The following is a 23,665-nucleotide window of genomic DNA, read 5'->3' as shown; positions in this document are numbered from 1 at the left end:
GAGTAACATGACCGATCATACCGAAGACGCCCCCAACGAAATTCTTGCCGCCGCCAAGGAGGCCAAGGAGCATGCCGTCGCCGCGGCCGAAGCCGCCGCCGACTCGGTGAAGGACAAGACGCGCAACTGGCCGCTGGGCAAGATCGGTCTGGGCGTCGGCATCGGATCGGCCGCGATCGCCGCCGCCGTTCTCTACGGCAACCGCAACAAGTCCAAGTAACCCGCACTCCATCAAGAGGGTCTTCATGCGCCTTTTCCGTGCCGCGCTCCTGCTCGGCGTCGCCGCCCCTCCCTCGCTGGCGGGGGCACAGACCGCCGCTGCTCAAGGTGAACAGGGGGCGCGCACGGAAAGCGTGAAGCCGATCGCCTTCACCACGCGCACCTTGCCCAACGGGCTGCGCGTCTATGCCATTCGCGACACGACGACGCCCAATGTCTCGGTCCAGGTCTGGTATGATGTCGGGTCGAAGGACGATCCCAAGGGCCGCTCGGGCTTTGCGCACATGTTCGAGCATCTGATGTTCAAGGCGACGCGCAACCTCGTCCCCGAACAGATGGATCGCCTGACCGAAGACGTTGGCGGCTATAACAACGCCTCCACCGCCGACGACTATACCAATTATTTTGAGGTGGTGCCCGCCAACCACCTGCAACGCCTGCTCTTCGCCGAGGCGGACCGGATGGCCGCGCTGGTGGTCGAGCCCAAGAGCTTCGCCAGCGAGCGCGACGTTGTGAAGGAGGAACTGCGCCAGCGCACCCTCGCCCAGCCTTATGGCAAGCTGTTCTCCATCTATTATCCCAAGCTGGCCTATACCACGCATCCCTATGCGCGGCCGGGCATCGGCAGCCTGGAGGAGCTGGAATCGGCGGGCATCGACGATGTCCGCGCCTTCCATGCGACCTATTACCGGCCCGACAATGCCGTGCTGGTCGTGTCGGGCAATTTCGATCCTGCGCAGCTCGACCGCTGGGTCGACCAGTATTTCGCGGGCATCAAGCGCCCCGCCGGTCCGATTCCGCGCGTGACGGTCGCAGAACCAGCACGGACGGCGGCGGTGTCGCGCACCGCTTATGACGCCAATGTGCCGCTTCCCGCGGTCCTCATCAGCTATCACATCCCGCCCGAGCGAAGCGCCGACACGCCCGCGCTGATGGTGCTGAACGCGATCCTGTCGGCGGGCGAAAGCTCGCGGCTGTACGAGACCCTGGTGTATCGCGACCAGCTGGCGCAATCGGCCGCGACCTTCCTCGACACCAAACAGTCGACCGGCAACCTCGTCGCCTATGCGATGATGGCCAGCGGCAAACCGGTGGCCGAGGGCGAGGCCGCGCTGAAGCGCGAGATCGCCCGCCTGCGCGACCAGCCCGTCAGCGCGACCGAATTGGCCGAGGCGAAGAACGAATTGCTGACCAGCGCGCTCAAGCAGCGCGAGACGGCCGAGGGCAAGGCCAGCCTGATCGCCAACAGCGTCATCGTCGATGGCGATCCCCATGCCGCCGATCGCCAGATCGCCGCAATCCAGACGGTGACCGCCGCCGACATCCAGCGCGTGGCGCGCGCCTATCTGAAGGATCAGCAGAGCGCGACGATCCGCTACCTCCCCGACTCGGACCGCCCGGCCAATGTCCGGGAAATGCCGATCGAACTGGCGCCGACCGTCCAGACCGCCGCGCTGACCCCGCCCGCCGACATCCCGGTCGTGACCCCGGCGCCCGAGGGGCAGCGCATCCTGCCCCCCGCCCCCGGCGCGCCGATCGCGCCCGTCCTGCCCCAGCCGGTCGAGACGCGGCTGGCCAATGGCGTGCGCGTCGTGACGGTCGAGCGGCACGACCTGCCGCTGGTCACCGCCTCGCTGGTCGCGCTGGGCGGTGCGGCGACCGATCCGACGGGCAAGGCCGGGGCGAGCAGCCTATCCGCCGAATTGATGACCAAGGGCACCACAACCCGCTCCGCCACGCAGATCGCGCGCGCGGTCGAAAGCGTCGGCGGATCGATCGCCAGCAGCGCCACCGATGACGGCGCGACCATCGACCTGACCGTCCCCTCGGCGCAGATCGACACCGCGATGACCATCTTGGCCGATGTCGCCACCCACCCGGCCTTCGCCGCCGACGAGATCGAGCGCGCGCGGACCCAGTCGATCGACGGGCTGAACGTGGCGATGAAGAATCCGGCGCAACTGTCCGCGATGGTCGCCGACCGGGTGGTGTACGGCTCGCGCGCCTATGGCCAGCCCCTGTCGGGCACGCCCGCCTCGCTCAAGGCACTGACCCGCGCCGACCTGACCGCCGCCTATGCGCGCAGTTGGAAGCCCGGACAGGCCACGCTGCTGCTGGTCGGCGACATCACCCCGGCGCGGGCCCGGCAGGTGGCCGAGCATTATCTGGGCAACTGGCGCGCCCCCGGCGTCTCGGCCGCCGCGCCCCGCCCGGCCGAACCCGCCTTCCCCGCGCCGCGCGTCGTCGTCATCGACATGCCCGATGCCGGACAGGCCGGGGTCGTCGTGGCCCGCCCGGGCATTCGCCGCGCCGACGATCGCTATTATCCGCTGGCGGTCGCCAATACGGTGCTGGGCGGCGGCTTCTCGTCGCGGCTCAACCAGGAAATCCGCATCAAGCGCGGGCTGGCTTACGGCGCGGGCAGCTCGGTGGCGACCGGGCGCGACATCGGCCTGATCTCCGCACGGACCCAAACCAAGAACCCCTCGGCGGCCGAGGTGGTGGACCTGATCGATGCCGAGATGCGCAAGCTGGGCAGCGAGCCGGTGCCGCCCGCCGAGCTGGCGACGCGGCAGGCGGTGCTGGTCGGCGGCTTCGGCCGGACGGTCGAGACCACCGACGGCATCGCCGACATCCTGGCCAGCTATACGTTGCAGGGCGTGCCGCTGGGCGAGCTCAGCCACTATATCCCGCGCGTCCAGGCGGTCGATCCGGCGGCGGTGCAGGCGACCTCGGCCAGCCTGCTCGATCCCAAGGCGGCGAGCATTGTGGTGGTCGGCGACGCGAAGCAGTTCCTGCCCGCGCTACGCCAGGCGCATCCGGATGTGGAGGTGATCCCGGCGGCGGCGGTCGATCTCGACACCCCCAAATTGCGTTGAGGCCAAATCCTTAACCCCAGGCGTTATAGCACGCTGAAAAGCCACGGGACGGGAAGGACGGCGGCGCGTTGCGGGTGGCGAGGCGGACAGTAAGGCGGTTGGTGCAGGCATGGTTCGCCATGCTGGGCCTGATGCTGGCCGGGGGGCTGATGCTCGCCGCCCAGGCCGCCTGGCGACGCGGGGACGACGCCGCCCCCCGACCGTCTCGCGCGCCGGTCGCGCCCGCGCCCGGAACGGCGCCGTCCCGCCCCATCCCCGCCTCCGACGGCAGCACCGGCACCGTCGCGCTGCCCAGCCTGCCCATCCCGCCCGGCGCGGTCCTGGCGGACAGCGGCGTGGTCGCCGCCCAGCCCTTTCGCTGGGGCCGGGCGACGGTCGTGGACCGGGCCCGCGCGATGCAGTGCCTGACCGCCGCCATCTATTACGAAGCGGGTGGCGAGAGCATCGACGGACAACGCGCGGTGGCGCAGGTCGTGCTCAACCGCGCGCGCCATCCCGCCTTTCCCGCCAGCGTCTGCGGCGTCGTCTATCAGGGGGTGGAACAGGCGCATTGCCAGTTCAGCTTCGTCTGCGACGGAGCCCTGTCGCGGACGCCCGCCGTGGCGGGCTGGGCACGCGCGGCGCGGATCGCGGCGGCGGCGCTGGCGGGCAGCGTCTATGCGCCGGTCGGGCTGGCGACCCATTATCACAGCTTCGCGGTCGCCCCCGGCTGGAACCGCGCGATGGTGATGACCGACATGGTCGGCGCGCATCTCTTCCATCGGTGGAAAGGCTATTGGGGCACGGCGGCGGCGATGAACCGCAGCTATGCCGGGGGCGAGGTCGTGCCGGTCCTGCCGTCCGCGCGCAGCGAAGCCCCGGCCGAGCTGGCGATCGCACCGCCGACCATGGCCGCGCCGCCGCTTGCCGCATCCGCGAGCCCGGTCGCGACGCCGCCCCGACCGACGACCGAACCGCCCAGGGCCGCGCCCGCTGGCGATACGATCATCAGCGATCGGCTGGCGACGTCGGGGCAGATCCTCGACAAGTGGAAGGACAGCGGCCGCCCGCTGCCGCCACGCGACTGACCGCGCCCGAAGCGGCGGGCGCGGTCTTGCTCACCGATCAGCGGCGATGGTTGCGGTCATGCTTCTCGAAGCGGACCTGGCGGCTGAGCACCGCATAGCGACGATCGAGATCGTTGCGCTCCGACATGCTCAGCCCCCCGCCCGAGCGGCGATAGCGATTTTCCAGCCGGTCGAGCTGGCGAAGCTCGCCCCGCAGCCGATCCGCCTCGCGACGGTTGAGCGCCCCCGAACGGATACCCTGATCGATCCGCCCCTGAAGCTGGCCCTGACGCTGGGCGATAGGGGTCCAGCGCTGCGCATCGGCGACGGTCGGAACCGCGATGGTGGCGAACCCCAGGGTCGCGAGGATCATGGCTTTCATAGCGTTACTCCCATAACAAGCGGGCGATTACTGGCCCGATCCGCAATATGGGTGGCGCTGGTCCCAAAGCTATCGCAACCACCCCACGAATATGTCGCCAAGTGTCGCAATTCGTTCGACTTTGTTCATCTTCGCTGGCCTCAGGCCGCCCCCGCCAGCTCGCGGATGCGCGCGACGATCGCCTCTTCCAGCCGATAGATGTCGGTCAGCGCGGCCACCGGATGGCGTGTCTCGACCTTGCCTTCGAAGGTGCCGACATAGCGCGTCGTCGGGCTGTTGAAGTGCAGCCGGACCAGCGACTTGCGGTTATTGTCGTCGAGCAGCACCGCGCAATAGGATTTGGAGTCGCGGATCACCACCCGCTCCGGGTCGACATGCCGCGCGGCGATCGCCTGGACGATGCGAAAGCCCGCAATCTCGTCCTCGGTGGTGATGATCCCCGAGCCCTCGGACATATCGTCCGACGCGCCCTCCTCGATCATGTCGGGGATCGGATTGGCGACGTTGAGCGCCGAGGTCAGCCGCTCGTTCACCCGGTCGCGGATCAGCGTCGCGATCGAGTTGGTCAGCGCGGCGTGATATTGCTCCTTCATCGCGGCATTGGCGCGGCCGTTATAGAGGCGCGCCATCATCATCCTCACGAAGTCCTCCGAGGGATGCGCGAACTCCTTCTCCAGTTCGATACGCAGCAGCGACTGGAGCTTCAGCCGCCCGGCCTCGGCGATGATCAGGTCGATGTCGAACGACGCCTTGGCGAAGCGTTCGAGGATCGCCGGATCGGTGCGGCGGATGCCGTCCATCGTGAAGACGAAGAACGGCTTCTCGTCCATCTTGTTGGGCTGTTCGGTGTCGGAATAGAATTGATAGACGACCCCGTTGGTCAGGATCGCCACCCGTGCCTCGGTCGTGGAAAAATACCGATAGAGTTGCGAGGCGTGCTTCAGGTCGAGTTCGATCGAGGAGGGCTTGCACTCGATCAGGATGGCCAGCTTGCCGTCGATCGCCAGCGCGTAATCGACCTTCTCGCCCTTCTTGATACCGACATCGGCGGTGAATTCCGGGATCACCTCGGCCGGGTTGAACACGTCATAGCCCAGCGCCTGGATGAAGGGCATGACCAGCGCGGTCTTGGCCGCTTCCTCGGTCAGCAGCAATTCGCGGTGCTGCGCGGTCCGCTTTTCCAGTTCGACCAGCTTCGTCGCCAAATCCATCGCCATCCCCATGCCTTGATCGGCGACAGCGTAGGCGAGGCGGGTGCGAAAAGGCCGGGCAGTCGCATCCGAAACGGAGGCGACCGACCGGCCCTTTATCGATCAGCGCTTGCGATCAGCGGCAGCGGACATTGTTGCGCTCGATCGCACGGCCCGCCAGCGCGCCGCCAGCGGCGCCCAGCAGCGTTCCCAGCGTCTGCGACCCGCCGGAGGTGATCGCCGCGCCCAGCGCGCCGCCCGCGATACCGCCGACGATCAGGCCGGTGGTGCCGTCGTTGCGGCGGCAATAATAGCGACCGTCCTGACCGACATAGACGCGGTCGTTGGCGCCCAGGCGGCGTTCGCGATACCGATTGTTGTCGACATAATAGCGGTCGGCATAATAGCCGCCATAGGCCGGGTCGGGCCGGTCATAATCATAGGCGTAGCGCGGGCCGCCATAGCCGCCGCCCAACCCGCCGCCATAGGTCGAGCAACCCGAAACCAGCGTCGCGGCCGCAACCAGGCCGAGTGTCAGTGCACGCATCACATCCTCCCTTATGGGTGATGTGGGGTAATCGCTTTGATGCGACAAAAGTTGCGATATGTTAAATGGGTTTTGCCGCGTGGGGGCGGGGCTGTTTACGGGATGTCGGGGCGTGCACTTCGACTTCGCTCAGTGCGAACGGATTGAGTCGCCAAGGCCATTCCCATCCCCCACACTCCGTTCAGCCTGAGCGAAGTCGAAGGCCAAGGGAAACCCCGTCCCGATCCGGGGACGGCAAAGACGCTCCCTGCCGGAGATACCCACCCAAGTCCTGCCGCGATCGATACAAATCCCGCATACCATCCCGGCGAAGGCCGGGATCCAGTTGGGCGGGCATTGATGAGTTGCCTCACGCGTCCCGCGACTGGACCCCGGCCTCCGCCGGGGTGGCGCGGAAAGCAGCAAGCAACAGGCTGCCCCCTTCCCCATACTGGCATGGTTCCCTCCATACCGGGGAGAGTTGCGATATGTTAAATCGGTTTGCCGTGTGGGGCGGGGCTGTTTGCGGGATGTCGGGGCGTGCACTTCGACTTCGCTCAGTGCGAACGGGTTGGTCGCCAAGGCCATTCCCATCCCCCACACTCCGTTCAGCCTGAGCGAAGTCGAAGGCCAAGGGAAAACCCGTCCCGCTCCCAGTGCGCCAAAGACGCCCCTGCCGGACGAGATGTCCAAGCAAGTCATGCCGCTATCAGCGCCCCCCACCATCCCGGCGAAGGCCGGGATCCAGTTGGGCGGACATTGATGCGTTGCCCTACCCGTCCCGCGACTGGACCCCGGCCTCCGCCGGGGCGGTGCGGAAAGGAGCAAGCAACAGGCTGCCCCCTTCCCCATACCGGCATGGTTTCCCTCCCCATGCCGGGGAGGATCGCTATTCCGCCGCCTGCGCCTGCCCCTTGTCGAGCAGCGGCTTCAGATACTTGCCCGTAAAGCTGCGCGGTTCGGCGGCGACCACTTCGGGCGTGCCGACCGCGACGATCTCGCCGCCCTTGACGCCGCCTTCCGGCCCGAGGTCCACGATCCAGTCGGCGGTCTTGATGACGTCGAGATTATGCTCGATCACCACCACCGTATTGCCCTGTTCGACCAGCGCATGCAGCACTTCGAGCAGCTTGCGGACGTCCTCGAAGTGAAGCCCCGTGGTCGGCTCGTCGAGGATGTAGAGCGTGTTGCCGGTCGCGCGGCGCGACAATTCCTTGGCCAGCTTCACCCGCTGCGCCTCGCCGCCCGACAGGGTCGTCGCCTGCTGCCCAACCTTGACGTAGCCTAGGCCGACCTCGACCAGCATCGCCATCTTGTCGCGGATCGGCGGCACCGCCTGGAAGAATTCGGCGGCGTCCTCGACGGTCATGTCGAGCACATCGGCGATCGAGTGGCCCTTGAACTTCACCTCCAGCGTCTCGCGATTGTAGCGCGCGCCGTGGCAGACGTCGCACGTCACATAGACATCGGGCAGGAAGTGCATCTCGATCTTGAGCACGCCGTCGCCCTGGCACGCCTCGCACCGGCCGCCCTTTACGTTAAACGAGAAACGTCCGGGCTTGTAACCGCGCGCCTGCGCCTCGGGCAGCCCCGCGAACCAGTCGCGGATCTGGGTGAAGGCGCCAGTATAGGTCGCCGGGTTCGACCGGGGGGTGCGGCCGATCGGCGACTGGTCGATGTCGATCACCTTGTCGAGATGTTCGAGCCCGCTGATCTTCTCATGCTTGCCCGCCAGGATGCGCGCGCCGTTCAGCGTGCGCGCGGCGGCGGCGTAGAGCGTGTCGATGGTGAAGCTCGACTTGCCCGACCCCGATACGCCGGTGATGCAGGTGAAGGTGCCGAGCGGAATGCTCGCCGTCACGCCCTGAAGGTTGTTGGCGGTCGCCTTGTGCACGGTCAGCTTCTTGCCCGAGCCCTTGCGGCGCTTGGCGGGCACCGCGATCTCGCGCGTACCGTTCAGATAATCGGCGGTGACGCTGGTCTTGGACTTGAGCAACTGCTTGAGCGTGCCGTGTGCGACGATCTGGCCGCCATGCACGCCCGCGCCCGGTCCCATGTCGATGACATAATCGGCGGTGCGGATCGCATCCTCGTCATGCTCGACCACCAGTACGGTGTTGCCCAGGTCGCGCAACCGCCGCAGCGTCGCCAGCAGCATGTCGTTATCGCGCTGGTGAAGTCCGATCGACGGCTCGTCCAGCACGTAGAGCACGCCCGACAGGCCCGAACCGATCTGCGACGCGAGGCGAATCCGCTGGCTCTCGCCACCCGACAGCGTGCCGCTGGTCCGGTCGAGATTCAGGTAATCCAGCCCGACATTGTTCAGGAAGCCCAGCCGCTCGACAATCTCCTTCAGGATCGGCTGCGCGATGGCGCGCTGCTGGTCGGTCAGATGTTCGGGCAGGCCGGTGAAGAAGGCCAGCGCATCGACCACCGACAGGCGCGTCGCGTAAGAGATGTCCTGCATGGCGATCTTCACCGCCAGCGCCTCGGGCTTCAACCGCGCGCCGTGGCAGACTTCGCAGGGCTGCGACGACTGATAGTTGGACAGTTCCTCGCGCATCCAGGCGCTCTCGGTCTGGAGCATCCGGCGGTTGAGGTTGCCGATCACGCCCTCGAACGGCTTCTTGACGTCATAGGACTTCTTGCCGTCGATGAAGGTCAGCGTGACCGCCTTGCCCTTGGTGCCATGCAGGATCACCTCCTGCACCTTGGGGTCGAGGTCCTTCCACGGCGTCTCCAGCGAGAAGCCGAACTCGCGCGCGAGGCTGCCCAGCACCTGCATATAATAGGGGCTGGGCGGGTTGGACTTGGCCCAGGGCACGACCGCGCCCTTCTTGATCGACAGCTCGTGATTGGGGACGACCAGATCCTCGTCGAAGATCAGCTTTTCGCCCAGGCCGTCACAGGCCGGGCACGCCCCCTGCGGCGCGTTGAACGAGAAGAGGCGCGGTTCGATCTCGGAAATGGTGAAGCCGGAGATCGGGCAGGCGAATTTCTCCGAGAACACGATGCGGCCGTCGGGCGCGTTGTCGCCCAGCACCGCCGACTTGGGCGTGTGCGGCTCGACCGGATCGGCGGGGTCGACATAGGCCAGGCCATCGGCCAGCTTCAGCGCGGTCTCGAAACTGTCGGCCAGGCGGGTCGCGATATCCTCGCGCACCACCAGGCGATCGACCACCACCTCGATGTCGTGCTTGAACTTCTTGTCGAGCGCCGGGGCGTCGTCGATCTCGTAAAGCTGGCCGTCGATGCGGACGCGGGTGAAGCCCGCCTTCTGCCACTCGGCCATTTCCTTGCGATATTCGCCCTTGCGACCGCGCACGACGGGGGCGAGCAGATAGAGGCGCGTGCCCTCGGGCAGCGTCATCACCCGGTCGACCATCTGGCTGACCGTCTGCGCCGCAATCGGCTCGCCGGTGGCGGGGCTGTAGGGGATGCCGACCCGCGCCCAGAGCAGGCGCATATAGTCGTAGATTTCGGTGACCGTCGCCACGGTCGAGCGCGGATTGCGGCTGGTCGTCTTCTGCTCGATCGAGATGGCGGGCGACAGCCCCTCGATATGGTCGACGTCCGGCTTCTGCATCATCTCCAGGAACTGGCGCGCATAGGCCGACAGCGACTCGACATAGCGGCGCTGCCCCTCGGCATAGATGGTGTCGAACGCCAGGCTGGATTTGCCCGACCCCGATAGGCCGGTGATCACCGTCAGCGTGTCACGGGGAATGTCGATATCGACATCCTTGAGATTGTGCTCGCGCGCGCCGCGGACGGAAATCTTGGTCAGCATGAGGCAGGTTCTACTTCTGTTCCGGAGAGAAGGCCAGAGGCGAGATAGGAAGCGACAGGCCCCATTGCGAGGGGCGGTTTGGGACGGGCTTGCAGGAACGCCGGAGCTTCGCCCATGATCCCCTTGAAAAGCCGGGGGCTTGGCAATTCCCGCGCTTTGCATGATACACTGTCTCATTATCGAGGGGGAGCGTTTCCATCTTGTCCAAGACCCTGCACCTGTCCGCCCTGTTGCTGCTGGCCGCCCAGACGACGCCTGCCCTGGCGCAAAAGGCCGAGAAGACCGAGACCAAGGCCACCACCGAAACCAAGGACGACGACAGCAAGCGTCCGCCGCTCCCCGCCGACAGGACGATCACGCAAAGCGCGCGGATCGGCGGCCGGGTCGTCACCTACAAGGCGACCGTGGGCACGATCCCGGTGCGCGACGACAAGGGCAAGGAGATCGGGCAGGTCGTCTATACCGCCTATACCGTGCCCGGCGGCGATGTGCGGCGCCCGGTGACCTTCGCGTTCAACGGCGGGCCGGGCGCGTCGTCGGTCTATCTCAACATGGGCGCGGTGGGGCCCAAGCGCGTCCCTTTCGGCGCGCAGGGCGATGCGCCGTCCGACGCGCCGGTCACGACCGACAATCCGAACAGCTGGCTGGACTTTACCGACCTGGTCTTCATTGACCCGATCGGCACCGGCTTCAGCCGCAGCCTGGTGGACGAGGCGGAGACCAAGAAGGCCTTCTACGCCAACGACCCGGACATCAAATATCTCTCCAAGGTCGTCTATGACTGGCTGGTCAAGGAAGGCCGGTTGCGCTCGCCCAAATATGTGATGGGCGAAAGCTATGGCGGCTACCGCGCGCCGCGCATCGCCTATGAGCTTCAGTCGCAGATCGGCGTCGGGGTCAACGGGCTGGTGATGGTGTCGCCCTATCTCGACCCCGCCTCGGGCGACGACGCCACCGCGCTGTCGCCGCTGCCCTGGATGATCGACCTGCCCTCGATGGCGGCCGCCCAGCTGGAGCGGCAGGGGAAGCTGACCCCCGAGGCGATGGCGGGCGTCGAAGCCTATGCGCGCGGCGATTACCTGCGCGACCTGATGCGCGGGCGGTCGGACACCCAGGCGGTCGACCGGCTGGTCAGCCGCGTGACCGAGCTGACCGGCCTCGACCCCGCGCTGGTCCGCCGGCTGGGCGGGCGGATCGACACGCGGACGTACTTGCGCGAGATTCACCGCAATGATTCGACGATCGGCAGCATCTACGACTCGAACGTCACCGCCTTCGACCCCTTCCCCTGGTCGTCGCAGCAGCGGTCCAACGACCCGCTGCTCGACTCGCTGATCGCGCCGACGACCAGCGCGATGGTCGATTTCGTGACGCGCGAAGTGGGCTGGAAGACCGATGCGCGCTATCATGCGCTGTCCTATGAGGTGAACAGCGCCTGGGATCGCGGCAAGCCCGACGATACCCCCGTCACCGACCTGCGCAAGGCGATCGCCAACGATCCCAAGATGAAGGTGATGATCGTCCATGGCTGGGACGACCTGTCCTGCCCCTATTTCGCGTCGCGGCTGATCGTCGACCAGATGCCGAGCTATGGCGTGGCGCAGCGGGTGCATCTGAACGTCTATCCGGGCGGGCACATGTTCTACAGCCGCACCGACAGCGGCGCGGCGTTCCGGCGCGATGCGATGGCGATGTACGGGGGATAAGTCTTGCATCGTCACGGACCCATATCCCCACGGCCGTTCGCGCTGAGCGAAGTCGAAGCGTACGCCCGGCGGGTTCCCGATTCCCTTGGCCTTCGACTTCGCTCAGGCTGAACGGAGGCGCGGAATAACCGCCTCCGAAACGGAGGGGACATCGCTCGCCTAATCTCAAATCCTCCCGATGATCCCCATCGGGAGGATTTCGATTCATGGCGAGCCCGGCGGCGATCGAGGCGTTCATCCGGCGCTGGCAGGCATGCGAGGGCGGGGCGGAGCGCGCCAATTATGCGCTGTTCCTGACCGAGCTGTGCGCGATCATTGGCGTCGCCCCGCCCGAGCCCGCCCATGCCACCAGCGCCCGCAACGACTATGTCTTCGAGCGCGCGGTCGTCCTGCCCGGCGATGAGGACCGGCGCGGGCGGATCGACCTCTACAAGCGCGGCTGCTTCGTGCTGGAGGCCAAGCAGAGCCGCGAGGGCCTGGGCGCGAAATCGCTCGCCGCCGAGGGCCCGCTGCTCCCCGGCCTGCTCCCCGACGGGGCGGGCGCCGCGCCCCGGTCACGGCAGTGGGACATATTGATGCGCCGCGCGCGCGAACAGGCCGAGCAATATGCCCGCGCGCTGCCCGTCGATCATGGCTGGCCGCCCTTCCTGATCGTGGTCGATGTCGGCCGGGTGATCGAGCTGTTCGCCGACTTTTCGGGTCAGGGGAAGCATTACAAGCAATTCCCCGACCGCGCCCGCTTCCGCATCGCGCTGGACGATCTGCGCCGCGAGGAGGTGCGCCAGCGGCTGGCGGCGATCTGGGACGCGCCGCATTCGCTCGACCCGACCCGCCATGCCGCCGCCGTCACCCGCGACGTGGCGACGCGGCTGGCCAGCATCTCCAGGCTGCTGGAGGAGCGCGGGCATGAGCCGGAGGGGGTGGCGCTGTTCCTGATGCGCTGTCTGTTCACCATGTTCGCCGAGCATAGCGGACTGCTGCCCGCCGGGGGTTTCGTCACCCTGTTGTCCGACGCGCGCGAGCGGCCCGATGCCTTCGTGCCCTGGATCGAGGATCTGTGGCATTCGATGGACCGGGGCGGCGAGGCCAATGTGCTGCGCTGCGCGGTGCGGCGGTTCAATGGCGGGCTGTTCCACACGGCCGACGCCCTGCCCCTCAACCGCGAGGAGATTGGCGAGCTGCTCGCCGCCGCCAGGCGCGACTGGCGCGATGTCGAGCCCGCCATCTTCGGCACGCTGCTCGAACAGGCGCTCGATCCGGCGCAGCGGCGGCGGCTGGGCGCGCATTACACGCCGCGCGCCTATGTCGAGCGGCTGGTGACCGCGACCGTCATCGCCCCCTTGCGCGACGACTGGGCGCAGGTGCTGAGCGCGATGGAGAATGAACGCGCCGACAATCCCCGCGCCGCCGTCCAGCGGGTGCGCGATTTCCACCGGCGGCTGGCGGCGATCCGCATCCTGGACCCGGCCTGCGGCACCGGCAATTTCCTTTATGTCACGCTCGAGTTGATGAAGCGGCTGGAGGGCGAGGTGCTGGAGGTGCTGGCCGAGCTGTCTGGCGAGGAGATACTGCACCTCGATACCGAGACGGTGCACCCGCGCAATTTCCACGGGATCGAGGTCAACGCCCGCGCCGCCGCCATCGCGCAGCTGGTGCTGTGGCTGGGCTATATACGCTGGCAGCTGCGCAATGGCGGGCAGGTGTCCGACCCGGTGCTGGAGGATGTCCAGTCGATCGTCACCGCCGACGCGCTGCTCACCCCCATGGGCCAGCGAACACCCTGGCCGGAGGCGGAGTTCATCGTCGGCAACCCGCCCTTCATCGGCGGCAAGGACCTGCGCGGGCGCTTGCCCGAGGGCATGGCGGAGGCGCTGTGGCGCGCCTATCCCAAGATGCCGCGCGCCGCCGATTACGTCCTCTATTGGTGGGACCGCGCCGCGCAGGCGCTGGCGGCGCGGGATACGCCGCTGATCCGCTTCGGCTTCGTCACGACCAACTCGATCACCCAGACCTTCGGCCGCCGGGTCATCGCTCGCGCGCTGGAGGGTACGCCGCCGCTGTCGATCCTGCTGGCGATCCCCGACCATCCCTGGACCAAGGCGACGCCCGATGCCGCGATGGTGCGGATCGCGATGACGGTCATGGGGCGCGGCACGGTCGACGGTCGACGCCTGCGCATCGCCGGGGAGAGCGGGCTGGACAGCGACACGCCCGACATCCGCTTCGCCGAGACGATCGGGCGGATCAATGCGGACCTGTCGGTGGGAACGGACGTGACCCAGGCCCGGCCGTTGCTCGCAAACCAGTGGCTATGTTCGCCCGGCGTGAAGCTCCACGGCGCGGGCTTCATCGTGTCACCGGCCGAGGCGGAGATGCTGGGGCTCGGCCGCCGCGAAGGGCTGGAACGACATATCCGCCCCTATTGCCACGGCCGCGACCTGACCGCGCGGACGCGCGGGGCCATGGTGATCGACCTGCTCGGCCTGTCCGAAGCCGAGGTGCGCCAGCGCTTTCCCGAGGTCTATGGCCATGTGCTGCGAAGCGTGAAGCCCGAGCGCGACGGCAATGCACGGGCGACCTATCGCAACCAATGGTGGCTGTTCGGCGAACCCCGCCGCGAGCTGCGCCCCGCGCTCGACGGCCTGTCGCGCTATATCGCGACCGTCGAGACGGCCAAGCATCGCATCTTCCAGTTCCTGCCCGCCGACACCCTGCCCGACAATATGCTGGTCTGCGTCGCCACCGAGGATGCCTTTCATCTTGGCGTCCTGTCGTCCTCGGCGAGCCTGGCATGGTCCCACGTAATGGGAGGCACGCTGGAGGATCGGCCCCGCTTCACAAAAAGCCAATGTTTCGACCCCTTCCCCTTTCCCGATGCCAGCGACCCCGCCCGCCAAGTCATCGCCGACCTCGCCGAGGAACTCGACGCCACGCGCAAGCGCATCCTGGCCGAGACGCCCGACCTGACCCTGACCGGCCTGTACAATCTGCGCCACCGGCTGGTCGCGGGGGACAGGCTGACCGCCGGGGACGAAGCGCTTCGCCGCCGGGGATCGGTCGACCTGATCGCGCGACTGCACGACCAGATCGATGCCGCCGTCATCGCCGCCTATGGCTGGCCCGCCGCGATCCCGGCGGCGGAGATGGTCGCACGGCTGGTCGCGCTCAACGCGCAGCGCCGGGCGGACGAGCGCGCCGGCCATGTCCTGTGGCTGCGCCCCGACTTCCAGAGCCGCCGCGCGGGCGCGACCCCGCTCGGCCCGACCGAACGGGCGCTGCCGCTCGCCGAGCCTGCCGCGACCAAGCCCAGCTTTCCGCGCGACCTTGGCGGGCGGATCGCCAGCGTCTTCGCGCTGCTCGGCACCGACCGTCCCTTGTCCGCCGCCGCCATCGCCCGGCATTTCGCGCAAGGCCGCCAGGTCGAGCGCGCGGTCGTCGCCGCGCTTCAGGGCACGGTGCGGCTGGGCTATGTCGCGCAGGGGCCGGAGGGCTATCGCCTGCGCCGGGTGGCATGAGCCGCCGATCCACGCTAGAGCCGCAACCGTATACGAAACGGAGCGAGTGACATGGCAGGGATGATCGGCGGATCGACGGCGGAGCGCGAACTGGCGGAGCTGTCGCCCTGGGCCAACCCCGCGCCGCCGATCGATGCCGCCGAACGCGCCCGCCGGATCGCGCGCGCCCGCACGCTGATGGCCGAGACGGGGGCCGATGCGCTGCTGATCGGCGCGGGGGCATCCTTGCGCTATTTCACCGGCGTCGCGTGGGGTGCGACCGAGCGGCTGGTCGCGATGCTGCTTCCCGTCGCGGGCGATCCGATCTTCATTTGCCCCGGCTTCGAGCTGGGCTCGTTCGAGGCGAGCCTCGCCATCCCCGCCACCGACATCCGCTTGTGGGAAGAGGATGAAAGCCCCTCCGCGCTGGTCGCCGATGCGCTGGCGGCGATGGGGGCCAGGACGCTTGCCATCGATCCCGCCATGGCGTTCCTGTTCGTCGACCGGATCCGCGCCGCCGCGCCCGGCGTCGCGCTGGTCAGCGGGGCGGCGGTCGTCGATGGCTGTCGGATGATCAAGTCGCCCGCCGAGATCGCGCTGATGCAACAGGCGATGGACATGACGCTGGAGGTGCATCGCCGCGCCGCGCGCATCCTGCACGAGGGCATTCGCGCGTCGGAGGTGATCCGCTTCATCGACGCCGCGCACCGCGCACTTGGCGCATCGACCGGCAATTATTTCTGCGCGGTGCAGTTCGGCCGCTCGACCGCCTTCCCGCATGGCCTGCCGCAGGACGACGTGCTGCGCGACGGCGACGTGGTGCTGGTCGATACCGGCACGCTGATCGACGGCTATCATAGCGACATCACCCGCACCTATGCGTTCGGCGATGTCGGCGATGAGGTCCGCCGCATCTGGGACATCGAGAAGGAGGCCCAGGCCGCCGCCTTCGCCGCCGTCCGGCCGGGCGAACCGTGCGAGGCAGTCGACTATGCTGCCCGCGCGGTGCTGGAGCGCGCGGGGCTGGGTCCCGACTATCGCCTGCCCGGCCTGCCGCACCGCACGGGCCACGGCATCGGCCTGTCGATCCACGAGCCCGCCTATCTGGTGCGCGGCGACACGACGCCGCTGAGCCCCGGCATGTGCTTTTCCAACGAACCGATGATCGTCGTGCCGGACCGCTTCGGCGTGCGGCTGGAGGATCATTTCTATGTCACGGAGACGGGCGCCGCCTGGTTCACCCAGCCGCAGCCCGCGATCGACGATCTGGGGTGAGGCGCGAGCCCGGCTGAGGCCGGGATTGGTTCACGCGAAGGCGCGAAGACGCGAAGGATTTTGTTCGCGCGGAGACGCGGAGGCGCGGAGATGGTCGTCCGCGCGGCAGCGCTTTGGAATCAGCAACGGGTGGAGATTGGAGGGCCGCTGGCGCGGCGAGTCCCTCCACCTCCGCGTCTCCGCGCGAACCTCTTCTTCTTCGCGCCCTCGCGTCTTCGCGTGAAAATCGCCTCAGACGACGGTGAACCCGGCCCAGAACGGGTCCTCGCGATCGATCCAGATCGTGTTGAAGCCCGTCGCCACCGCCGAACCCTGGATCGACGGCACGATCGCCGCCTGCCCGCCGAGTTCGGTCGCTTCCTCGACCCGGCCGATGAAGCGGCTGCGGATATAGCTTTCGTGGACGAAGCGGTCACCGACGCGCAAGCGCCCCTTGGCCGCCAGATGCGCCAACCGCGCCGAGGTGCCGGTGCCGCAAGGGGAACGGTCGATCGCGCGTTCGCCATAGAAGACCGCGTTGCGCCCATCGGCATCCTCCGCCGAGGGCTTGTCCGCCCAAAGCACATGGCTGACCCCCCGGATGGAGGGTTCGAGCGGATGCACCGGCTCGAACTTCTCGCGCACCAGTTCGCGGATCGTGCGGCTCAACTCGACCAGCTTCGACGCGCCCAGATCGTCCAGCCCGGTATAGGCCCCCTGCGGCTCGACAATGGCGTAATAGTTGCCACCATAGGCGACATCGAGCGTCAGCGGGCCGAAGCCCGGCACGTCGATTGCAATGCCCTCGGCCGCCAGATAGGCGGGGACGTTGCGGATGCGGACCGCCGTGACCTTGGCGCCTTCCTTCTCATATTCGATATGGATGGTGCCCGCCGGCACCTCGACCTTCAGCTTGCCCGGCTCGCGCGGGGTGATGAGGCCGTTTTCCAGGCCGAAGGTGATCATGCCGATCGTGCCGTGGCCGCACATGGGCAGGCAGCCGCTGGTCTCGATGAACAGGATCGCCGCGTCGCTGTCGGGCTCGCACGGCGGATAGAGGAAGCCGCCCGACATCATGTCATGCCCGCGCGGCTCGAAGCACAGTCCGGTGCGAATCCAGTCGAAGCGCTCCAGAAAGTCCAGCCGCCGCTCGGCCATGCTGCTCCCGCGCAGCAGCGGCGCACCGCCCGCGACCAGCCGGACCGGATTGCCCGCGGTATGGCCGTCGATACAGAAAAAGGTGTGGCGGATGGTCGGTGACGTCATCGGGATTCCCTTGCTAGGAAATCCGTATACGATATGACCCGACTTATGCCCAAGCCCGAAAATCACGCCGCCGCCCCGCAAGATTGCACCGCCCTGATCGTCGGGGGCGGCGTTATCGGCACCACCACCGCGCTGGCGCTGCAACGGGCCGGATGGGCGGTGACGCTGGTCGAGGCGGAGGAGACCCCGCGCGCCGCCTCCTGGGGCAATGCGGGCCATATCGCGACCGAGCAGGCCGAGCCGATCGCCTCGCCCGCGATGGTGCGCGGCTTTGCCAAGCGGTTGTTTTTTCGCGGCGGCGCGCTGGCGCTGCCCCCGCGCGAGATCGCGACCTGGCTGCCCTTCGCGCTGCGGTTGCTGGGCGCGGCGCGGGCGGATCGCTATCGGCGGGCGCATGGCGCGCTTGCCGCTCTGCTGGCACAGGCGATGCCCGCCTGGCGGCGTCATGTCGCGGCGCTGGGCGCGCCCGAACTGCTGCGCGAGGACGGTCATGTCGTGCTGTGGGAAACCCCCGAAAGCGCCGCGCGCGGGCTTGCCGGGTGGCAGGCGGCGGACACCGGCACCGCGCGCTTCCGCGCCCTGACCGAGTCGGAGTTGCAGGACTGGCGCCCCCGCGTCCACGCCCCGCTCGCGGGCGGCATCCGCTTCGAGGGGAGCGGCCAGATCGCCGACCCGACCCATCTTGCCGAGGCCACCCTCGCCCGCTTCCTGGCGGACGGCGGCACGCGCATCGTCGGACGCGTGGCGGCGGTCGGCGACGGCGAAGCCCGGCTCGAGGACGGCCGTCGCCTGTCGGCGGCGCAGATCGTCGTGACGGCGGGCGTGGCGAGCGCGGCGCTGCTCCGACCGTTCGGGCTCAAGGCCCCGATCATCGCCGAGCGCGGCTATCACCTCCAGACCGGCCCGGCCGTCGACTGGCCCGCCGACCTGCCCCCGGTGGTGTTCGAGGACCGCTCGATGATCGTCACCCGCTTCGCCGGTGGCCTGCGCGCCGCCAGCATCGTCGAGTTCGCCCGCGCCCAGGCCAGGCCCGACCCCGCCAAGTGGAACCGCCTGCGCCGCCACATCGCCGCGCTGGGCCTGCCGATCGGCAAGGACGCCAAACCCTGGATGGGCGCGCGGCCGACCCTGCCGGACTATTTGCCCGCGATCGGGCGGGTGCCGGGGATGACGGGTGTGTCCTATGCGTTCGGGCACAACCATCTGGGCCTGACCCTCGCCCCCATAACGGGGGAGTTGGTGGCGGCGATGCTGGATGGAAAGGCGTCACCCGTGCCTCTGGAACCGTTCGGATTGGCGCGGTTCGGGTGATCCGAAAACGGCATGCACCTGCGCGAATGACGGAAATGGGTGGGAAGAGGACAAGCGGCCCGGATCAGTTTGTCGGCCGATCACTTGGCGGCAGGCCCAAGCTCTCTCGAAAGGAAGCGGTCGCGTCGCGGGGCTGCGCCATCGCGTAGGCATACAGGTCTACAAGTTGGGAACGGAGGTGAGCGCGCTCGACCCAAAGCTCATCCTTGGCCCTGATCAAGGCGGACAGAAGGTCACCGGGATAGCAGTCCGCGTCAAGCAGTGGGTCGTCGCTCAAACGCTGGAAAGCTACGTCGAGAATGAAAGGTATTCCTACACGCTGTCTGACGGCTAACCGCAACTCCTCATCAGTTAGACTACCAATAGGCTTTTTTCGGATTGCATGAATCCGCTGCACCATGGGGGTGTCCTCCTGATCCGGCTCATCCCAAATCACACCCTCCAACTGTTCAAGCGTGAGGCAGACGTTCGTTTCGCGCACCAAGGGCATAGGATAGCGTATCAACCTATAGAATGTCGGCAAGTGGGCGAACGCGGAACGGCAGCTTTCGAGAGCGGGCAACACGAGACGTCTGTCTGTGCGAAACGAAAAGCTGTTCCGTTATAGCGTGTATGGATATTGATAAGCACGTCGCACCTTCCCGGACTTGTCCACTTCGAACAAGAGAGAGTAGTCCGACACTCCCCAAATACCGAACGCAAGCAGGTATGTTGATGCAGTGAGCCGCCGCGCATCTTCAATTTTCAGCGGCCGCATCATGGTTCGCCCGGGATACGCTGCCCAGCAACGATAGATCTCTGCTATCGCAAATGGAGGTATATTACCTTCCGTCAGAGGTAGGCGGCTAATATAGCCTTCATAGGTCGGAATTTTTCCAGCCATATACTTGCAGGATTGAGCGTTCCGAAAATTTTGGGCTTTCCAACCCAACAAGGCAGAGCAGAAAGAAAGCAGCACGCCAGCAATAATCAGCCGTACCATCGTCTTCGCATCCTTCGCTGCACGGAAGGCCAGAAGACTGAACGAACGACCGAAGTGGAGCAAGCACCTCAAGCCGCTGAATGCCCGCAATTGGGCGACATCCCCCATTCCTGGCCAGGAAACCCCAACCACGCCGCGAGCGTCTCCACCACGCCTCCCCCCTCGACATCCCGCCCCCATCCGCTATCGGTTAACCACAGCGCATCGGGGGGAGCGGCGACCGGGTCCGTGCAGATCAAGCGGCTTCGCATTTCGGGTTTCAAGAGCTTCGTCGATCCGGCCGATCTGGTCATCGAACCGGGGCTGACCGGCGTTGTCGGGCCCAATGGCTGCGGCAAGTCGAACCTGCTCGAGGCGCTGCGCTGGACGATGGGGGAGAACAGCGCGCGGTCGATGCGCGGTGCGGGGATGGAAGACGTCATCTTCGCGGGCACCGCCAGCCGCCCGCCGCGCGACTTCGCCGAGGTCACGATCCTGGCCGAGCGCGAGGGCGAGGAGACCGAGATCGTCCGCCGGATCGAACGCGGCGCGGGCTCGGCCTACCGGATCGACGGGCGCGACGTGCGCGCCAAGGACGTGGCGCTGCTGTTCGCCGATGCCGCCACCGGCGCGCATTCGCCCGCGCTCGTCAGCCAGAACCGGATCGGCGCGGTCATCGCCGCCAAGCCCGCCGAGCGCCGCGCGATGCTGGAGGAAGCCGCCGGGATCGCCGGGCTCCACGTCCGCCGCCGTGATGCGGAGGCCAAGCTGCGCGCGACCGAGGCCAATCTCACCCGGCTGGACGAGGCGATCGCCGACCAGGATGCCCGCATCGCGACCCTACGGCGACAGGCGCGCGCGGCGGAGCGCTATCGCCTGATCTCCGACCAGATCCGCATGGCCGAGGCGCGGATGATCTTCGCCCGCTGGCGCGACGCCGCCGATGCCGCCGCGTCCGCCCGGATCGAGGCCGACGCCGCCGAACGCCGGGTGACCGAGACGACGCAGGCCGAGCGGATCGCCGCCGGGGCACAGGAGCAGGCGGTGGCGCTGGCCGCGCGGACCCGTGCCGCCGCGCTGGCGGCGCGCGATGCGTTGAGCGAGGCGGGCCATGCCCTGTCCCGCGCCCGCGACCAGCGTCACGGGCTGCAACGCCGGATCGAGGAACTGGCATCCTCGCGCACCCGCGTCGGCGAGGATCGCGCGCGCGAGGATGCGCTGGCGCATGACGCCGCCGCCGCCATCCAGCGGCTGACCGACGAGCGCGAGGACCTGGACGCGCGCATCGCCCATGCGACCCAGGCCATGCCCCGGCTCGACACGCTGCTGGCCGAAGCGGAGAGCAAGAATCGCGATGCCGAGGTGGCGCTGGCGCGGGCCCTGTCCGCCCAGGCCGCCGAAGCCGCCGAACGCCGCATCGCCGAGGCCGGGCTGACCTCCGCGCGGGCGCGCCACGAACGCGCCGAGCGCGAGGCGCGCGGGGTCGCCGCCGCGATCGAGGCGCTGCCCGACCTGGCCGGGCAGGAGGCGGTGCGCGATGCCGCCATCGCCGCCCAGGCCGCCGCGCGCACCGACGCCGACAAGGCGCGCGCCGCTTCGCAATGGGCCGAGGAGAGCGAGGCCATGGCCACCGCCGAACGCGATCCCGCCGAGGCGGCGCGCGCGCAGGCGATCGCCGCGCTCGCCGCGCTGGATGCCGAGATGACCGCGCTGACCCGCGCGACCGAGCGCAAGGGCGGCGACCGCCTGCTGGACGAAGTGCAGGCCGATCCGGGCTTCGAGCGCGCGCTGGCGGCGGCGCTGGGCGACGAGCTGGATACGCCTTTGGTCGACTGGCAGGGGTCGCCCATCGCCGAGGACGATCCCCCCGCCCCGGTCGGCACGCTGCCGCTGGGCGCGCGGATCCAGGCGCCCGAGACGCTGGCGCGGCGGCTGTCGCAGATCTTCCTGGTCGAGGCGGATTCGGGCCAGCCGCTCCGCGTCGGCCAGCGGCTGGTCACGCGCGAGGGGCGGCTGCGGCGCTGGGACGGCTATGTCGGCGAGGGCGGCGGCGCGGCGGCGGCGGAGCGGATGGAACGCCGCAACCGGCTGGCGAAGCTGGAGGCGGAGCGTCCCGCGGCCGAAAGCGTGGTCGCCGCCGCCACCGCCGCGCGGGTCACGATCGACGAGCGGATCGCGCGTGCGCGGGGTGCCGCCGCCAGCGCCCGCACGCTGCTCGCCCAGGCCGAGGCCGCGCATCGCGAGGCGCAGCGCGCCGAGGACCGGGCGCAGGCGCAGATCGAACGCCTGTCCGGACAGCGCGCCGACCTCGCCATCCGGGCCGAGCGGATCGCCAACGAGATGGACGAGGCGGCGATCGAATGCGACCGCGCCGCCGCCGCGCTCGCCGCCCTGCCCGACGGCAGCGCGAGCGCGGCGGAGACGGCGCGGCTCCAGACCGAGACGCAGCTCGCCCGCTCGGCGGTGGCGCTGGCGCGGTCGGAGCGGACCACGCTGGAACGCAGCCTGGCGCAGACCCGCGACCGGCTGGCCGCCGCCATTGCCGAGGCGCAGGGCTGGGAACAGCGCGCGGGTCAGGCGGCCGGGCGGATCGCCGAGATGGATGCCCGCGCCGCCACGCTGGACCGCGATACCGCCGCCATCGCCGATCGCCCGGCGCAGCTGGCCGAGGAGATCGCCACGCTCGCCGCCGCGCATGACGCCGCCAAGGCGGAGGCGGAGCGGACCCAGGCGGAGGAGGCCGAAGCCGAACGCGCGCTGCGCGCGGCGGAGGCTGCGCATGCCGGGGCCAACGCCCTGCTGTCGGCGGCGCGGGAAGCGCGGGCGGGCGCGCTGGCGCGGGTCGAGAATCACGAATTGCGCCGGGTCGAGCTGGGCCGCGTCTCGGGCGAGCGCTTCGCCTGCCCCGCGCCGGTCCTGCCGGAGAAGCTGGGGTTCGAGAGCGCGGGCGTCGGCTCGCCCCAGGCCGAGGGGGCCGCGCACGAGAAGCTGTCCGCCGATCGCGAGCGGATCGGTCCGGTCAACCTCGTCGCCGAACAGGAACTGGCCGAACTCGAGGCCAGCGGCGCGGCGAGCGCGGCCGAGCGCGAGGATCTGGTCCAAGCGGTGGCGCGGCTGCGCGGTTCGATCGGGCTGCTCAACCGCGAGGGGCGGCAGCGGCTGCTCGAGGCGTTCGAGGCGGTCAACGGGCATTTCCAGACGCTGTTCGCGACTCTGTTCGACGGCGGCTCGGCGCATCTGGCGCTGGTCGATTCGGACGATCCGCTGGAGGCGGGGCTGGAGATCATGGCGCAGCCGCCGGGCAAGCGGCTCCAGTCGCTGACCCTGTTGTCGGGGGGTGAACAGGCGCTGACGGCGGTGGCGCTGATCTTCGGGCTGTTCCTGACCAACCCCGCGCCGATCTGCGTGCTGGACGAGGTCGACGCGCCGCTGGACGATGCCAATATCGACCGTTTCTGCGGGCTGCTCGACCGGATGACGCGCGAGACGGACACGCGCTATCTGATCGTGACGCACAATGCGGTGACGATGAGCCGGATGCACCGGCTGTTCGGCGTGACGATGATCGAACGCGGGGTCAGCCGGCTGGTGTCGGTGGATTTGCAGGCGGCGGAGACGTTGCTGGCGGCGGAGTGAGGCCG

The 23,665-nt window shown here is 68.5% G+C and carries 15 protein-coding genes; 8 read left to right on the top strand and 7 right to left on the bottom strand.

The features are described 5' to 3' along the window. Positions 1–7: 7 nt before the first annotated feature. The 3 genes from ABIC44_RS05720 (at position 8) to ABIC44_RS05710 (ending at position 4,165) form a co-directional block, all read left to right on the top strand. Positions 8–220 carry a hypothetical protein gene (locus ABIC44_RS05720; RefSeq protein WP_307102939.1) on the top strand — a complete coding sequence of 71 codons (213 nt, stop codon included), beginning with the start codon at positions 8–10 and terminating at the stop codon, positions 218–220. Between the two features lie 25 nt (positions 221–245). Next, complete coding sequence (locus tag ABIC44_RS05715; protein ID WP_354294249.1) at positions 246–3,098, top strand: M16 family metallopeptidase; 2,853 nt, start codon at positions 246–248, stop codon at positions 3,096–3,098. Between the two features lie 101 nt (positions 3,099–3,199). Beyond that, the gene (locus tag ABIC44_RS05710) at positions 3,200–4,165 is read left to right on the top strand and encodes a cell wall hydrolase (protein ID WP_354294247.1); all 966 of its coding nucleotides are present in this window, start codon (positions 3,200–3,202) and stop codon (positions 4,163–4,165) included. A gap of 37 nt (positions 4,166–4,202) precedes the next feature. Here the strand turns inward: ABIC44_RS05710 and ABIC44_RS05705 are convergent, their stop codons facing one another. The 4 genes from ABIC44_RS05705 to uvrA form a co-directional block, all read right to left on the bottom strand. Further along, complete coding sequence (locus ABIC44_RS05705; protein WP_309692755.1) at positions 4,203–4,526, bottom strand: hypothetical protein; 324 nt, start codon at positions 4,524–4,526, stop codon at positions 4,203–4,205. 140 nt (positions 4,527–4,666) lie between these two features. Further along, a complete protein-coding gene (locus tag ABIC44_RS05700; protein ID WP_309692751.1) occupies positions 4,667–5,737 on the bottom strand; it encodes a type I restriction endonuclease in 1,071 nt (356 codons plus the stop codon). Between the two features lie 115 nt (positions 5,738–5,852). After that, positions 5,853–6,263 (bottom strand): glycine zipper 2TM domain-containing protein, encoded by a 411-nt coding sequence (locus tag ABIC44_RS05695; protein ID WP_354294245.1) that lies wholly within the window; start codon positions 6,261–6,263, stop codon positions 5,853–5,855. 868 nt (positions 6,264–7,131) lie between these two features. Then, positions 7,132–10,032, bottom strand: a complete 2,901-nt coding sequence (gene uvrA / locus ABIC44_RS05690; RefSeq protein ID WP_354294244.1) for an excinuclease ABC subunit UvrA — start codon at positions 10,030–10,032, stop codon at positions 7,132–7,134. Between the two features lie 200 nt (positions 10,033–10,232). Between uvrA and ABIC44_RS05685 the strand changes: the two genes are divergently transcribed. From ABIC44_RS05685 to ABIC44_RS05675, 3 genes are all read left to right on the top strand, one after another. Beyond that, positions 10,233–11,738, top strand: a complete 1,506-nt coding sequence (locus ABIC44_RS05685; RefSeq protein ID WP_354294243.1) for a S10 family peptidase — start codon at positions 10,233–10,235, stop codon at positions 11,736–11,738. Between the two features lie 206 nt (positions 11,739–11,944). After that, entirely contained in the window at positions 11,945–15,253 is a 3,309-nt protein-coding gene (locus ABIC44_RS05680) for a class I SAM-dependent DNA methyltransferase (RefSeq protein WP_354294241.1), read from the top strand. 51 nt (positions 15,254–15,304) lie between these two features. Beyond that, complete coding sequence (locus ABIC44_RS05675) at positions 15,305–16,507, top strand: M24 family metallopeptidase (protein ID WP_354294240.1); 1,203 nt, start codon at positions 15,305–15,307, stop codon at positions 16,505–16,507. A 231-nt stretch (positions 16,508–16,738) separates the two neighbouring features. Here the strand turns inward: ABIC44_RS05675 and ABIC44_RS05670 are convergent, their stop codons facing one another. Beyond that, positions 16,739–17,752: a 4-hydroxyproline epimerase gene (locus tag ABIC44_RS05670; RefSeq protein WP_354294239.1), complete on the bottom strand. Its 1,014-nt coding sequence runs from the start codon at positions 17,750–17,752 to the stop codon at positions 16,739–16,741. Between the two features lie 33 nt (positions 17,753–17,785). Here ABIC44_RS05670 and ABIC44_RS05665 point away from each other — a divergent pair, with 33 nt between their 5' ends. Further along, entirely contained in the window at positions 17,786–19,063 is a 1,278-nt protein-coding gene (locus ABIC44_RS05665) for an NAD(P)/FAD-dependent oxidoreductase (protein ID WP_354294237.1), read from the top strand. 64 nt (positions 19,064–19,127) lie between these two features. Here ABIC44_RS05665 and ABIC44_RS05660 read toward each other — a convergent pair whose 3' ends face one another. Beyond that, the gene (locus tag ABIC44_RS05660) at positions 19,128–19,463 is read right to left on the bottom strand and encodes a contact-dependent growth inhibition system immunity protein (RefSeq protein ID WP_354294354.1); all 336 of its coding nucleotides are present in this window, start codon (positions 19,461–19,463) and stop codon (positions 19,128–19,130) included. 201 nt (positions 19,464–19,664) lie between these two features. After that, entirely contained in the window at positions 19,665–20,045 is a 381-nt protein-coding gene (locus tag ABIC44_RS05655; protein ID WP_354294236.1) for a hypothetical protein, read from the bottom strand. A 228-nt stretch (positions 20,046–20,273) separates the two neighbouring features. Here ABIC44_RS05655 and ABIC44_RS05650 point away from each other — a divergent pair, with 228 nt between their 5' ends. Further along, positions 20,274–23,660, top strand: coding sequence for a chromosome segregation SMC family protein (locus ABIC44_RS05650; protein WP_354294234.1), 3,387 nt, complete (start codon positions 20,274–20,276; stop codon positions 23,658–23,660). Positions 23,661–23,665: the final 5 nt, after the last annotated feature.

The sequence above is a fragment of the Sphingomonas sp. 1185 genome, assembly GCF_040544655.1.
GTDB lineage: Bacteria > Pseudomonadota > Alphaproteobacteria > Sphingomonadales > Sphingomonadaceae > Sphingomonas.
This window is presented reverse-complemented; position numbering and strand designations above follow the sequence as displayed.